General features: G+C 54.1%; 10 protein-coding genes and 1 pseudogene. 7 read left to right on the top strand and 4 right to left on the bottom strand.

Annotated features, from left to right (window positions below; all coding sequences use genetic code 11):
* The first annotated feature begins 6 nt into the window (after window positions 1-6).
* Window positions 7-285: a hypothetical protein gene (locus SH573x_RS29340; protein ID WP_479351672.1), complete on the top strand. Its 279-nt coding sequence runs from the start codon at window positions 7-9 to the stop codon at window positions 283-285.
* A gap of 47 nt (window positions 286-332) precedes the next feature.
* Here SH573x_RS29340 and SH573x_RS31630 read toward each other — a convergent pair.
* The 3 genes and pseudogenes from SH573x_RS31630 to SH573x_RS29330 all read right to left on the bottom strand — a co-directional run.
* Window positions 333-668: pseudogene (locus SH573x_RS31630) on the bottom strand (DUF8693 domain-containing protein); the annotation flags it as partial.
* A 250-nt stretch (window positions 669-918) separates the two neighbouring features.
* The gene (locus tag SH573x_RS29335; RefSeq protein ID WP_479351670.1) at window positions 919-5,142 is read right to left on the bottom strand and encodes an ELWxxDGT repeat protein; all 4,224 of its coding nucleotides are present in this window, start codon (window positions 5,140-5,142) and stop codon (window positions 919-921) included.
* Between the two features lie 390 nt (window positions 5,143-5,532).
* Window positions 5,533-6,015 carry a type III secretion system chaperone family protein gene (locus SH573x_RS29330; protein ID WP_479351669.1) on the bottom strand — a complete coding sequence of 161 codons (483 nt, stop codon included), beginning with the start codon at window positions 6,013-6,015 and terminating at the stop codon, window positions 5,533-5,535.
* A 240-nt stretch (window positions 6,016-6,255) separates the two neighbouring features.
* Here SH573x_RS29330 and SH573x_RS29325 point away from each other — a divergent pair, with 240 nt between their 5' ends.
* The 6 genes from SH573x_RS29325 (at window position 6,256) to SH573x_RS29300 (ending at window position 13,876) form a co-directional block, all read left to right on the top strand.
* Window positions 6,256-6,477: a hypothetical protein gene (locus tag SH573x_RS29325; RefSeq protein WP_479351668.1), complete on the top strand. Its 222-nt coding sequence runs from the start codon at window positions 6,256-6,258 to the stop codon at window positions 6,475-6,477.
* A 247-nt stretch (window positions 6,478-6,724) separates the two neighbouring features.
* Complete coding sequence (locus SH573x_RS29320) at window positions 6,725-7,450, top strand: hypothetical protein (RefSeq protein ID WP_479351667.1); 726 nt, start codon at window positions 6,725-6,727, stop codon at window positions 7,448-7,450.
* Between the two features lie 2 nt (window positions 7,451-7,452).
* Window positions 7,453-8,529: a Kelch repeat-containing protein gene (locus SH573x_RS29315; protein WP_479351666.1), complete on the top strand. Its 1,077-nt coding sequence runs from the start codon at window positions 7,453-7,455 to the stop codon at window positions 8,527-8,529.
* A gap of 65 nt (window positions 8,530-8,594) precedes the next feature.
* Window positions 8,595-9,734, top strand: a complete 1,140-nt coding sequence (locus SH573x_RS29310; RefSeq protein WP_479351665.1) for a glycoside hydrolase family protein — start codon at window positions 8,595-8,597, stop codon at window positions 9,732-9,734.
* A complete protein-coding gene (locus tag SH573x_RS29305) occupies window positions 9,734-10,972 on the top strand; it encodes an N-acetylglucosamine-6-phosphate deacetylase (protein WP_479351664.1) in 1,239 nt (412 codons plus the stop codon). Before SH573x_RS29310 ends, SH573x_RS29305 begins: the two co-directional genes overlap by 1 nt.
* A 117-nt stretch (window positions 10,973-11,089) precedes the next feature.
* Window positions 11,090-13,876 carry an ELWxxDGT repeat protein gene (locus tag SH573x_RS29300; RefSeq protein ID WP_479351662.1) on the top strand — a complete coding sequence of 929 codons (2,787 nt, stop codon included), beginning with the start codon at window positions 11,090-11,092 and terminating at the stop codon, window positions 13,874-13,876.
* Window positions 13,877-13,941: 65 nt separating this feature from the next.
* Here the strand turns inward: SH573x_RS29300 and SH573x_RS29295 are convergent, their stop codons facing one another.
* Window positions 13,942-14,679: a DUF4058 family protein gene (locus SH573x_RS29295; protein ID WP_479351660.1), complete on the bottom strand. Its 738-nt coding sequence runs from the start codon at window positions 14,677-14,679 to the stop codon at window positions 13,942-13,944.
* Window positions 14,680-14,748: the final 69 nt, after the last annotated feature.

Here is a 14,748-nt window from a genome sequence, read left to right as displayed (position 1 = left end):
AACAGGTTGATTGGCATCGGCCGCCAGCAGTCCGAGAGTCCAGTTGAGTTCTGGCCCTGGATTGACTTGCCAGGTGCTATTGGCCGAATTGGTAATGGTGACCTCACCATAGGTGTAGATGCGTCCATTTCCGGTCCAGAGCGTATTGCCTTGGAAGAAGAGATCGCGATTGAAGATTTGTTGATGGCCATGGGCAATGTCGACATCGCCATTGAACTGGAGGGTACACCTTCGGGTCCTACGATATTGGAAGTGTATAGAGTGGTCTTGCCGGTGATTTGGTAGTTGCCGCTACCTTGCAAGGTACCGTTAACGACAAAGGAATCATTGATCAACGCTGACACGGTCACGTCGAGAGTGCCGTTCAATTCGATGCCGACGTGACTGATAAGTGTGCCGACCGAATAGGGGCCACCAGAAATAACTACGGAGGAGTTGTTACTGGTTGAATTGATGGTGACTTCGTCGGCGGCGGTGGGGACCTCGTTCGTGCTCCAGTTCGCCGCAGTGCCCCAGTCGTTGCTTTCGGCTCCAGTCCATGTAACGACGGCCAGCAGTTCTCGAGATTCTAGTCGCTCGCCGGCAAGCAGAAGCCGTATTCTTTGCTGCTTTCTACGCTGGGCAGTGCTCGAATTGCTGGCGCGTTTCCAGAAACGAAGAGACGACATCGGTGCGAGTAGAGACACGAGATTCTCCATGAGCATAAATAGCGGAGGGGCTGAGCGGCAGGAGGAGAGTGTTGTTCCCCCTACTCAATAAATGGGGAACGGCAGTCAGCGAGTGCCAGATTTTCTAAGAGAAAAAGGGGGCAGGTCCCATTTTCTGGCTGTTGATCGCTAACGTAGCCACCTTCGCCAGGCGGTGGATGCATTGCGTAAGCGTGACCAACACTTAGCAGCGGTGGCTACGCGAGCTCTTTCAGATCTCATCAATCACTTCGCCGCTCAAGTCCGTTATCAAATCATCGGCCGAGCGGAAGAACCAATCGAGCGAACCGGCGCCGGTGAGTGAATCCAGGCTGCCGCTGTCGTCCAGCACATCGACTTCTTTGACCAGGGCCACGCTCGGCGATCCAACTCCGTTTCGCAGAGCTAGGATTCGATCAACCTGTGAGGCGGCGCTGGTCCAAGTAGATATAAAACTGTTCAAATTGCCGAAGACTGCATCATGCACGGTGTGTCCGGCGATAAGGATGTCCTCGTCATCGCCACCGTGGAGCGTATCAGCTCCCAGACCACCGATCAACATATCGCGTTTGCCGAGACCGGTCAGTTGATCGCTACCGCCGTTACCAACCAGTATATTAGCCAATCCATTTCCAGTCAGATTATCACTGTCCGAACCACCGACCGCATTCTCAATAGTAACCGCTGAGCTGAGTTTCAAGGTGCGATTGACATGCACGTTTTGAATTGCGGTCGTTCCCAAATTGAGCGTAACGGGAATCGATAGCGCGGCGAAGCTGATCGTATCGAGTCCTGCTCCCGACAATTCGGTGATCTGATCGGCTTCGGCGGACGTCGCACTACCAAATACGTACGTGTCATCGCCTGGGCCACCACGTAGATCGTCATCACCACGGCCACCGGTTAACGAGTTAGGGCTCGCGTTTCCTATCAACGTGTCAGCAGCCGAACCACCAATTGCATTCTCAAAGGTATTGATCGAGCTCAACTGGATCGTTCGAGTAGTGTGGACCGCTTGCACAGTGGTCAGACCAAGATTCAACGTAATCGGATTCGTCTGTAACCCAAAGTCGAGTGTATCGCTGCCCTCGCCAGGCAATTCAAGCAGTTGGTCGAGTTCGGGGTTAAGATTAACGTCGAATACGTAGCGATCATCGTCGGGGCCGCCTTGTAACGAATCACTGCCAGCGGCTCCGTGGAGCGCGTCGTTGCCGGCTTCGCCCATCAAGATATCATCGCCCAAACCGCCAAAGAGCGTATCATTGCCCGCTTGGCCTCGCAGTGTATTGGCCTTTGTATTACCAACGAGCACATCGTTCCCTTGCCCACCAATGGCGTTCTCAAAAGCACTACTCGAAAATTGAAGGGCTAGATTGGTTGTAACATTTTGCTGAAGCGAAGCATTCAAATTTAGGATGACGCTTGCGCTAGTTGGCGACATATCGATCGTGTCGGTGCCTCCACCGGTTTCATCCAGTTTCAGAACTCCGAGAGATTCGGTCCCGACATTGAAGCGGTAGGTATCATCGCCGGCCAGTCCGATCAGCGTCCGCGATTCAATGTTGGCTGTCGCCAGCAGACTTCCGTTGGTGCGGATGCCAGCGCTGCTGACATCGAACAGATCCACGCCCGTCGTGGCTTCGATGCTCAGTAAATCGCTACCCCCCAGGCCATCAATACGCAATTCTTGCGACGCCGGAAAAATGCCGAGTAGATGGGGTGTCGCCAGTACATGCGGTGCATAACTAATGGCCGCTTGACCTGAAGCCGTGACTTTTACGTTAAAGACATCGTTACCCGCGCTGGCTTCCAAGACATTCTGCACCCACAATTCACGGCCTTGGAAGTCGCCCACAGCACTCAAGAAGACTTGAGTTCCCACGGTAGTGATCGAAGCTGGACTGCCACTGGCTGGTCCAGATGCAAAACTAGCGATCCGTGTGGTGCCCAGCCAAGTACCGTCACTCTTGTAAAGCTCGCGGCCGCCAGTGGGGTCATTGGCTGAGAAGTAGAGCAACCCATTGGCATTGGTCAGCGAGATAGGGAACGAACTGCCTGTGGAACTGATGTCGCGCACGCGCAGGGTGCCTCGAGCCGTACCATTGGTCGTCCACAGCTCAACATCGCCTAAGCTATCGCTGGCTGCAAAGTATAGCTTGCCATTAACGTTGGTCAGTCCACTGGGATTGGAGCTGGTAGGGCCGGTCGAAATGTCCAACACGCGGATCGTGCCGGCCGGTGTGCCATTGCTCTTCCACAGTTCGACACCAGTAGTATTGTCGCTGGCGCGGAAATACAAAGTGCCGTTCACATTGGTCAGGAAAGTGGGATACGAACCGGTGCCAGCCAGACCATTAATGTTCTTGACCATAACGGTACCGTCTGGGGTTCCGTCGCTGCGCCACAGTTCGCGTCCATTGAGTCCATCGGTCGCTTGGAAATATACAAACCCACCGACTGCTGCGAGATTGTTGGGCGACGAACCCGCGCTGCCAAAGCGGATATTCCGAACCATGACCGTACCTGCCGCAGTGCCGTCACTCTTCCATAATTCAGGACCATTGGTTCCATCATTGGCTTGAAAGAAAAGCGTATTGCCCACGACCGTCAAGCCAGTGACGCCGGAACTGGCTACGCCAGGGCGAATGTCTTTCACCAGTGTCGCGCTGCGGCCACTGACGCGCCAGAGCTCACGGCCATTTATGCCGTTGTCCGCCGTGAAGTAAACGACGCTACCAATGTTCACCAACCCGGCAGGTACTGAACCTGACACACCTGCGCGAATATCGGCAATTTGCACTGTACCTGCAGTCGTACCATCGCTCGTCCAAAGTTCCGCACCGTTAAATGCGCGGGTGGCGGTGAAATACAGTCTGCCATTGGCGTTCACCAGCGAGTTTGGATTGGATGAGTTGGAGCCGCCGTTAATGTCAGCGACTCTCGTCGCGACGTTGCCATCGCTCGACCAAAGTTCATTGCCAGAGACTCCGTCGTTGGCCGCGTAGAATAGACTGCCGTTGACATTGGTAAGTGCCGTCGGATTGAAATCGCCAGAATCAATTTCGCGCACCGGTACGGTACCGGCAACGGTGCCATCGCTTTTCCAGAGATGCTCAATGTTGAAATTCGTGTCGCGTGAAGAAAAGAGCAGCGTGCCACCGAGGTTCGCCAAATTGCTTGGGGCAGGGCCGTCGGCATTGCGTTTGATTCGCACCGTGCCCGCCTCGGTGCCATCGCTGCGCCATAGCCACCGATCTACTTCGTCCGCGGCCGTAAAGTAGAGCTGGCCATTGACATTCGTGAGTGCAGAGGGACTGGAACTGCCCAACGCCCCATCCAGGTCGGCGACTATAACAGTCCCGGCGAAGGTGCCGTCCGACTTGAACAGTTCGTTACCTCGCGAAGAGTTGGCAGTAAAGTACAGTATGCCGCTAACGTTGATCAGTTGGTCGACTTGTGAGCCAGCATTTGAACCGCCACTATCAGTAATTCTGCGAACGATGTTGGTTCCTGCGACGTTTCCATCCGATTTGTGAAGCTCGGAATCTGAGACGAAAAAGAGTGTATTGTTCACATTGACGAGATCGCGAATGCCCCAGTTGGGAGTTGAAAGCAATGTTCCGATTTCCGTTTTCAGCCTGAATGTGCCCAAAGCAGTGCCATTGGTTCTCCACAGCTCATAGCGCGGAGGGGTCTGAAGAAGTCGCTCGGGCTGGGTCGTAAAGTACACCGTACCACCCACCTCGGTAAATCCGAAAGGCTTGGAACCAAAAGCAGGCTGGCCCGGCCCCGCAGACCCAGGGGTAACATCCGCCACCATTACTGTGCCGGAAGCTGTGCCGTCACTCTTCCAAACTTCGCGGCCAAAATTCGTGTTGGTGGCACTGAAATACAATACGCCATTTGCATTGGTGAGATGATAGGGATTATTGGCTCCAGTGGCACTATTGGGCGGCTTTATGAGCACCGTTCCGGCGGTCGTCCCATCACTTTTCCACAATTGAAATGAATCATTGTTGTTGGCGCTAAAAAACAGCGTCCCATTTACATTCGTCAAGGATTTGGGGCTGAAACTGAGACTTCCGTCGTTCCCAGGTCGAATGTCCTTCACCATAAATGTTCCCTCGGGCGTGCCATTGCTCCTCCACAGCTCCGCACCATGCGTGCCATCGTTGGCTACGAAAAAGAGCACGCCGCCCACATCGGTCATTTCCAAGATATTAGGGTTAACGCTGGCGGGGTTGATGTCCTTAACCAGCATCGTGCCGCTGGAAGTACCATCCGTCTTGTACAACGCCCGGTCCAAGGCCTCGGTGTAAGCAGTGAAATACCCGATGGAGCCAACCTGAACCACCGGAGAAGGATTCTCGAATCCATTGGTAGCTAAGTTATTGTCCCCCACAAGTTGAAAGTCGGCAGTCAACAATCGTCGAGGTTCCGACTGCTCCAAGTTCATAAGCCTGCGTCGGGCGCGACCAGGTCTGGCCCGGTCTTTTGCGCCACGCAGACTGTTCCAACGGGAGGTCCAAGATTTCCAACGCATACAACACCATTTGTTGAGGGGCCAACTGAGAGTTGCCCTTCAAATACCTTTGCGAGGCAAAAGTGTTACATGGTTTTCATGGTTGCTCGATGATTATTGGAAGCCGATGTTGAACGAGTCGGTTGAAGTCCAAGCCCATCATCATCGCGCAGCTGTTGTTAGGCGGCATCGACGTGTCATCGTTTTTATGAGGGGATGCTAAACCGTAGCCACCGTCGCCAGACGGTGGATGCGTCGCGTTTGGTAGCCACCGTCGCCAGACGATGGATGTTTCGTGTTTGATTGGCCACCGCTGGGCACCAGCTACGCAGCGTTGGGGTGGTCGCCTTCGATCAAGCGCTGCATGAGAATCTCCAGGGGGTCAGCGTCTGCGACGCGACTTTCCAGCATGCCCGGTAAACGCTCTTTAAACGAGGTGATCTCCGAAGCGATACTGCCGATCAAGCGGCGTAGTTGCGATTTGGTTAGCTCGCCGTCTTGGATCGGCATACCCGTCTCGAAAACCACGATGTTGTCCGACGAGTAATGGCCCAGCTTGAGCGTATCGTTGCGTTTGAGCAGCTCGCGATGCAAGTTCTGTCGATGTTCGACAGTCAAGTGTTCCAACTGCAGCAGTGGCAAACTGCGGACTAGCAAGAACTCACCGTCTTCGATCAGGCGCAGAATGAAACCGACACCATCACCGAAGAAGAGCGCCCAGTTGGTGCCGGAATCGTCTTCCTGACAAAAGTACTTGAGCTCCATCTCATCCATAAAAGATTCGACTGCGAAACGATTGGTCGACATGATGATGTGCTCCCTATTGAAGTAGTTGCCGACAAGAACTGGAAAGACAAGTGTCACTGACGACCAGCTCGTCAGCGATATCTACTTTCATAAAGGCATCTACCACACCGGTTTTGCAAGAAATATTTGGAAAGGTTTAAACTCGTGAGATTTCAAAATTTGACGGCAAAACGAGTTGCACCACTGCCTTTGTATGAAGTGAGAGAAAGATGATTTCACGTCTACTGAGGAGTGCTAGCCATGAAAGCCGTCGAACATTGGCTCGTAGAAAACTTCAATCGCGAATCTAAGAGCCTGCCTGACTCCAGTATCACCGTTTCCTACGTACCCAAACATGACATCACCCAGCCTTGCCCGGACCAAGCGAAAGCGTGTCCTCGCAGTCGCGGGTCGCAAATGGTCATCTCGTTGGCAGTGTTCACCGGCGGCTCGCTGGCCTCATTGAGCTGGCTGCTGGTTTAGTACCGTCCCCTCAGGGCCCGACTGGCCACAGGCAGTTGGCGCGAAAGCGGTGAGCGCCAGTTGGAACGCGATGGCGAACCAACTGGCGCTTCACGCCTGCCCTGCCGGACTTCAGCCCAGGGACACGCTCACTTGCTATTGAACGTTGCATTTTCAATATAGCATTGGTGTAATTCGAGTCGCAGTTTGTTATGCTTGCCTGCGAATGAATCTTCTCCCAGCCCTGTTTATACAGAGAACGATAAACATGTCCGATGACCACGAAAATAGGCAACTCGAATTGCAGTTGCAGCATATTCAGAAAATGTATGAACTGCAGACCGGCAGGATCAAAGCGATCGGCGAATACAATAAGAATATCGCGGACGCTATGATTTCGGTCGCCACTGCTCAGGGGAAGTTCATAGACAACACGCGCAAAGTCTGGAGCTTGCAAGCACTGAAGCTGCGGAAAGCGGAGATGGAACGCAGAGCTGCAGCCATTGTGCGCGAATTCAACTGGCGCAATCTGCGCCATATCCGCTCCAGCTGGCTCCGAGCGGGCGATCAGATGACCCAAAATGTGATGCACGCCTGGACCGCGCTGCACGACTTGATCAATCGTTCGGACGATCCGATTCGCGACGCCCTACTCGACCTGGAATTCTCGGCAGAGTGTACGAATCTGGAAAACTATATATTATTGGGTCCCAACCCCAATCGCACCTACGTTCCACCCAATCGATTTCAGCCAGTCAACTCGTTGCAGTTGCTGGCATACCGTCTTCAGTATTATCACTTCGCGCCCAAGCGAGGTACACCACCTCATCAACTGGTGGTCGAAGGGCTCTTGGTTCTCAGCAGGGTAGATCAGAGTGAACTTACCAGGCTCGCCAAGGAAATCGAAGACGTGAACGAGGAACGTCGAAAGTTCTTGGATCATCTGGCAAGCGAAGGTTCCAATGCGACGATCCCCAGTCCGAAGAACGCGTGACCATGCAATTGCACTTTGCACCTTGCAGGCGGACGGTCGACTTAGTCCTGCTGCTCATAAGCTGTTGGATTACGACCAATTGTGGCCAGTGGCTGCGAGGGGAGCCACCGGCTGAGTATCGATGGGAAAAAGTTACGCTCGAGGCGCCATGGTCGAGTCGTGACGGCGCGGGCGTCCTGAGTTTTCATGACCAGCTGTTCTTGATCGGCGGTTGGAACCCGGGCGATCGCCAACACTTTCCGCTGGTCTGCAGCAATGATGTGTGGTCTTCGCGCAATGGTATTCAGTGGCAGCAGGTCAAGCGCAACACGTTTCGGGATAGTGCGTTTGATTCGAAAGTGGATTGGGAAGGCCGACATACTGCTGGATACGCTGTCTTCCAAGACAAGATGTGGATCATTGGCGGTGATTGCAATCAGCATCACTACCAAAATGACGTGTGGCAGTCAGTCGACGGCGCCAAGTGGCACTTAGTAACCGATCAACTGCCCTGGGCTCCGCGGGCATTGCATTACACGCTGGTCCACCATGATCGGCTATGGGTGCTTGGCGGTCAAACCATGCCGGCTTTTGCACCATCGACCGAAAAGTTTTATCGCGACCTGTGGTGCTCGAGCGATGGCGTCCAGTGGGAGCAAGTAATACCGCAGGAACCATTCTGGTCCGCTCGCGGCATGATCGGTGGGAGCGCGGTCATGAACGGACGCATGTGGATTCTCGGAGGCGGGACCTACGATACACCTACAACACCCAATAGAAACTTCTATAACGATGTGTGGAGTTCCGAAGATGGGATTCATTGGACCGAGCACACGGCTAACGCTCCCTGGCATCCTCGACAGTATCATGATGTGGCTGTCTGGGATAACAAACTGTGGGTGATGGAAGGGTATCACGCCCAGGGCGGTAATCGCAACGACGTCTGGTATTCGGCTAATGGTAAAGACTGGAAGGAACTGCCAGAGACTCCATGGAAGCCACGTCATGCCGCCAGTCTCGCTGTTCATAACGACGCGCTTTGGATGATCGCCGGCAACAACATGCAACCTGATGTATGGAAACTAGTTCGAAATCCGTGATACTAAGCAATGATCCCGGTGCAGAGCTCACGCGATGTTTGTGAACTTATGAGAGGTCTCACTCCATGAACTCCTCGCTCAAAATTCGCCTGGCCCTGTTGCTCATGTTGTTGACCAGTGTGGCTCAAGCGGTTGAGCCGATTGCCAACCAGTTGGAATCGGAATCGCAGCCACGTAAGACGTCAGTCAGCATTGTGGCCGAACAGTTCCACATTAACGGCCGTCCCACTTACCAAGGTCGCCAATGGAACGGACAACTTGTGGAAGGGCTGCTGCTCAATAGCCGAATGGTGCAAGCTACCTTTGATGATCGAAATCCAGATACGGCGCAGCGCTGGGCTTATCCCGATACCGAGACCTGGGATGCCCAGCGGAATACGACTGAGTTTATCGAGATGCTGCCGATCTGGCGCAAGCATGGGCTAATGGCTGTTACGCTGAACTTGCAAGGCGGCAGTCCCGAGGGATACTCGAAAGACCAACCCTGGTACAACTCAGCCATCAACCGCGATGGTTCGCTGGACGAGCATTACATGCAGCGACTGGAAAGAGTGATCGACCAGGCCGACCAGTTGGGAATGGTGATCATTCTAGGCCTGTACTACTTCGGGCAGGATCAACGAGTTCAAGACGAAACGGCGGTGATTGCCGGAGTGGATGCTGCCACCGACTGGCTGCTCGCCCGGAAGTACACCAATGTGCTGGTGGAAGTGAACAATGAATGCGATGTCAAAAGTTATGACCACGATATCCTGAAGCCTGAGCGCGTACACGAACTCATCCAGCGCGTGAAACAGCGAAGCAAACAGCAGAATCATCCGTTGCTAGTTGGTACAAGTTATGGTGGCCGGTCCGTGCCGCGGCCCAACGTAATAAAAGTCTCTGATTTTCTGTTGCTGCACGGCAATGGAGTGTCAGAACCGAAGGTCATCGCCGAGATGGTACAGAATACACGCCAGACCGAAGGCTACCGCCCCATGCCGATCGTCTTCAACGAAGATGATCACTTCAGCTTTGACCATCCAGAGAGCAACTTCACCACCGCGCTTGGCGAGTACGCTTCGTGGGGTTACTTCGACTATCGCAAAAGAGGCGAGAGCTTCGACGAGGGCTACCAGAGCGTGCCGGTGAATTGGTCGACTAGCAGCGAGCGGAAGCGAGGCTTCTTCAAATTGCTGAGTGAGATCACCGGGGAGCATCCCTGATGCCCTTGGCAATGCCAACCATCTTTATCAATGGCACGATCATCACGCGTGATCGTCTGATCGACGATGCCATGTTGATATGTCGAGCTGGAAAGATTGTGGGGATCAAGCCACGGAGTTCGGATCTGCCTCGCGAGGCAGTCATCATTGATGCTGAAGGTGGCTATATCTCGCCAGGTTTCGTTGACCTGCATGTGCACGGCGGGGCTGGAGCTGACTTCATGGATGGTACGATCGAAGCAGTTGAAACGGCATGTCGCGCCCATGCGCGTCATGGGACCACGACGATCTTTCCCACGACCACTACCGGGTCCAGCGACCAGATCATGTCGATGCTGGACGCATGCCACCGGGTCATGCAGTCGGATTCGCAGACAACGATTGCAGGTGTTCATCTCTACGGCCCTTTTTTTGCGCCGGATAAGGTTGGTTGTCACTCAGTCGCCGGGCGTCGCTCACCGACTGCTGCTGAATACAATCGCTACTTTGCCAGCGGGATAGTATCGATTGCTACTTGCGCAGCGGAGCTTGCGGGGGCGACGGCATTTTATCGAGCGGCGGCGAAAGCCGGATGTCTGATTACTTGCGGACACAGCAACGCCAGCTGGACAGAGATGCAGCGGGCGTTTGAATCCGGAATGCGTCACGTCGATCATTTTTGGTGCGCAATGAGTTCGGTGCCTTCGCTGCGACAACGGCTGGGCGTACCCATGCAAGCCAGCATGGCCGAGTTCGTGCTGATGACCCGCGACATGAGTACCGAAGTTATCGCCGATGGTTGTCATCTGAGCGATGAACTGTTGGAGTTCGCCTATCGCATGTTGGGCCCAGAGCGATTGTGCCTGGTGACCGATTGCAACCGCGGGCTGGATTTACCGCCAGGCGATTATCGCTTTGGAAACCAAAACGATGGCACTTGGTTTCATAGCGATGGGAAAGTTGGTTGGTCTGCCGACCGCAGTAGCCTGGCAAGTTCGGTGGTCGGCATGGACCACATGGTGCGCGTTATGGCCAAAGCGACAACTGCCACTTTGCCCGAAGTTATTCGCATGGCCAGCCTGACTCCAGCGGCGCGCGTTGGCCTGGACCACGCCATCGGTTCGCTGCAACGTGGAAAAATTGCCAATGTTTTAGTGCTCAACCGTAAGCTCCAGGTGCAGCAAGTGTTTGTACGCGAGCGTTTAGTCTCCTTTCGCTCCGCGAAAGGCAGCCTTTTGCGGAGCAAAAGGAGACTTTAGAACAAGCTCCCGTTTGCGGAGCAAAAGGAGACACACGTTCACTGATTGACCCTGAGCCTGAGATTCTCTACAACAGCCAGATCATCATAAGCTCGCCCGATTCGTTCAGAGACTAACATGAATACCAAACGTTCTCGTAACTCACTGCGCACTGCTATCGAGCAACTCGAGTCTCGTCGTGCATTGGCTATCGATATGGTGCCTCTGGCTGATATCAATGCAAATCTCTCTGGCACAGAGACGTTTGAGTATGCTGAAGTTGGACCGGTTACTTTTTTCATCGGTTCAACGAACACCGATCGCGGACTGTGGAAGACCGATGGCACACAAGCCGGCACGGTTCTGGTTCGAGAGTTTTTCTCAGTTGGTTATAACGAGCGTCCACGTGAGTTGACCAATGTCAACGGCACGTTGTTCTTCACGGCTCGTGAGGGCGCGGGAGTCGAACTGTGGAAGAGTGATGGGACCACAGCTGGGACGGTGATGGTCAAGGATATCAATGTTGGTTTCCTGGGCTCTTATCCGCTCGAGCTCGTCAATGTCGCGGGTACGTTATTCTTTACAGCCGAAATTCCTTCGCGTGGTAACGAGCTTTGGAAGAGCGACGGCACCAGTGCGGGTACGGTGCTGGTGCGCGACCTGGTGGGTGGCGCTGGTTCGTCTTCGCCTCGATACTTGACTGCCGTCAATTCGACGTTGTACTTTGTGGCCAACAATCCTAATGGTACCGAGCTATTTAAGAGTGATGGTACCTCTGCAGGCACGACATCGGTGCGCGATATTGTGCCCGGCCCCGGATCTTCCTCTCCAGCGAACTTGATCAATGTGGATGGTACGCTCTACTTCACCGCCGCGACACCCACGACGGGTCGCGAGTTGTGGAAGTCGTCGGGTACTGCCGGAACGACAGTGCTCGTCAAAGACTCAACACCCGGACTCAGTGGTACCTATGTTACTGAAACGTTTGCCCTTGGTAATACGTTGTACTTTTCCGCCAATACTCCAGGCTCGGGCAATGAACTCTGGAGAAGCCGAGGGACAGCTGCGACTACATTCTTGGTCAGGGATATCAATCCTGGCGTCTATGGATCCAATCCTGTAGGGTTTGTCAGGCTGGGAAACCTGATCTACTTTTCCGCTCGTGGTTCAACCGGTGGCCGGGAACTCTGGAGATCTAACGGAACGGCGGCAGGAACTGTGCTGGTCAAGGACATTAACGCGGGTGAAGAGAGCAGTTATCCCAGTAACATGCGCACTATCGGCACGACGCTCTACTTCAGTGCGCGGAGCGCCGAAAACGGCACGGAGTTGTGGCGCAGTAATGGCAGCACCGCCAACACGCTGTTGGTGAAAGACATTGTCCCAGGCATTGAAGGGTCTTATCCAGGGATCGCTACTGAAATCAGTTTGAGGATCGCTGAGGTGGGTGGCAAGGCTCTGTTCATGGCCAAGGCCGATGCAGTCGGTAATCCTAATCGCCTCTACACTAGCAGCGGATCATCGGCAGGCACAACGATTCTCTCCTCGTTTGGCGCAGCCACTGGTGACGGTGTGGTCGACTCGCAATACGCGAACGTCAACGGCACGTTGTACTTTATCGCCAGGAGCGAAGATTCGGGTATTGCCGATCTCTGGAAGACGGACGGATCAACCGCCGGCACCAGCCTGGTCATGGATTTTGATGGGGCTTACGCGCCGCGTTATCTGACCAACGTCAACGGTACTCTGTTCTTCTCCGCAGGCAATGCAACGACCGGTCGTGAGTTGTGGAAGAGCGATGGCACGCTAGCTGGCACGGTGATGGTCACGGACATTTTGCCTGGCACATCCGCCTCGTATCCCAGGGATTTTCTAGCGTTTGGAAGTACCCTGTATTTCACAGCTCGGGGCAGTGGCGGAACGGAGCTGTGGAAGTCCAACGGTACAGCGGGTGGTACGATACAAGTCAGCGACATTATCCCAGGAGCCGGTGGATCCTACCCGTACGGCCTGGTAGCAGTTGGCAGCACAATCTACTTCAGTGCCACCAGTAACTCTGTGGGCAATGAGTTGTGGAAGACCAATGGATCGGCCGCCGGTACGGTCTTGGTCAAAGACATTCGCCCAGGCAGTGAATCTTCTGCCCCAAATCGACTAACGAGAGTCGGTTCGCAACTGTACTTCACTGCGGACGATGGCATTCATGGACCAGAGCTCTGGGTCACCAGCGGTACAGAGGCCTCGACGGTGATGGTGAAAGATATTGGTCCCGAGTCTTCTTATACGCCGGTCTTCGATTTGACTGCCGTTGGCAATACGCTGTACTTTATGGCCAACAATGGTGTCAATGGTTTCGAGCTCTGGAAGTCAAACGGCACTGAAGCTTCCACCGTCTTAGTGAAGGACATCCTCAGCGGCAGCGCTTCATCGTATCCAGCCCAGTTAACCAACGTCAGCGGCAAGCTATTCTTCACTGCCTTTAATCCGGTACACGGACGCGAACTGTGGAGGTCCGATGGTACAAGCGTCGGAACCTTGATGGTCAAGGACATCTTCCCTGGTTCAACAGAGAGTTACCCCTACGGACTAGTCAACATTGCTGGTCGCCTGTATTTCGCAGCCAACGATGGGGTAAGCGGATATGAACTTTGGAGCAGCAATGGCACGCTGGCCGGTACTGTCTTGGAGGCGGACATCAATCCTGGCCCAGCCAGCTCAAGTCCCGATCCAATCCTCTCCTTCGGCGGCCTGATCATGACGGTGGCCTCCGGCAATGAAATTGGCCGTGAGTGGTTTATTGAAAACGTGAACATCGCTGCGCAGGCACCTTCGTCGCTAGTCGCTGAAGGCGAAATCAACTTGGCTGCTTACGACTTGGCTCTGCTGGAATTAGAGATGAAGAAAGTTGGCCGCTGGCGTGGATAGACGTTGACGATATCAGCGGACTAAGACCAATCCTCAACAATGTTCGGAGATTCGGTTAACGGCAATCACACCAGCCTCAGCGCGCTACATGTCTGCTGGTACGATATTTCCAGGTCCAAGGATATGGCGTGGTCATTGTCCAACCAAATCGGCAGGACCGGCAAGCGCTTGCCGACGGTCATCGGATAGGCCCACGATTCGAACCGCGATCGTGTAGCCAGATTGTGGCTGCGACAGGTAACGGCGTAGGTCGCTGGTGGGATCGGTGCAAACGCTGGATCGGACTGGCAGAAGACCTCCAGCACTTCGCAGTAGAGATTGAAGTGTTTAACGGTCACCAGATCGACGATTGAAACGCAGATCTTCTTCTGCAATAAAGCCGCACACTTGGACACGAAAGCTTGGCGTGTCTCTGGGCGATCCTTGTTGGCTGGGCTGACCAATTCGATAGCTGCCACCAGTTCTCGACCACGCTGTTGGTCAAAAATCAGCACTTCGTATTCATAGATCTCGGTTGGATCAAGCTCTAGGGCAAGAGTCGGCTCCGGCGGTGCCCAGGTCGCTGTGGCTATGGTTGATTCTGAGTCTGTTGCATTTGCTTCAAACTGACTTTCACCGCCCACATCGAACGTGCAAACATCGACTTCGAAATTCTTCCCCAGATGCACGCGAGGCTCAGCCACGTATTGGGCAGGCAACACCTTAGACAATTCCATGACCATTAGCGCTGGCCACATTCCATGAAAACCTTCCCAGGAACCCTTGTTGAATATCGGTGGTCGAAAATGATCCAGCAGCGGCATAGTTTATCTCCTGCTAGACATTGTACCCCATCGCTTGGAAAAGGGCCCCACTACGCACAAGCTTTATTT

The sequence above is a fragment of the Rania fehmarnensis genome, assembly GCF_056494185.1.
This window is presented reverse-complemented; position numbering and strand designations above follow the sequence as displayed.

Excerpts from the sequence above, each read along its gene's own strand:
- SH573x_RS29335 (WP_479351670.1), bottom strand. The coding sequence starts at position 5,142 with ATGAACTTGGAGCAGTCGGAACCTCGACGATTGTTGACTGCCGACTTT.
- SH573x_RS29330 (WP_479351669.1), bottom strand. The coding sequence starts at position 6,015 with ATGTCGACCAATCGTTTCGCAGTCGAATCTTTTATGGATGAGATGGAG.
- SH573x_RS29325 (WP_479351668.1), top strand. The coding sequence starts at position 6,256 with ATGAAAGCCGTCGAACATTGGCTCGTAGAAAACTTCAATCGCGAATCT.
- SH573x_RS29320 (WP_479351667.1), top strand. The coding sequence starts at position 6,725 with ATGTCCGATGACCACGAAAATAGGCAACTCGAATTGCAGTTGCAGCAT.
- SH573x_RS29315 (WP_479351666.1), top strand. The coding sequence starts at position 7,453 with ATGCAATTGCACTTTGCACCTTGCAGGCGGACGGTCGACTTAGTCCTG.
- SH573x_RS29310 (WP_479351665.1), top strand. The coding sequence starts at position 8,595 with ATGAACTCCTCGCTCAAAATTCGCCTGGCCCTGTTGCTCATGTTGTTG.
- SH573x_RS29305 (WP_479351664.1), top strand. The coding sequence starts at position 9,734 with ATGCCCTTGGCAATGCCAACCATCTTTATCAATGGCACGATCATCACG.
- SH573x_RS29300 (WP_479351662.1), top strand. The coding sequence starts at position 11,090 with ATGAATACCAAACGTTCTCGTAACTCACTGCGCACTGCTATCGAGCAA.
- SH573x_RS29295 (WP_479351660.1), bottom strand. The coding sequence starts at position 14,679 with ATGCCGCTGCTGGATCATTTTCGACCACCGATATTCAACAAGGGTTCC.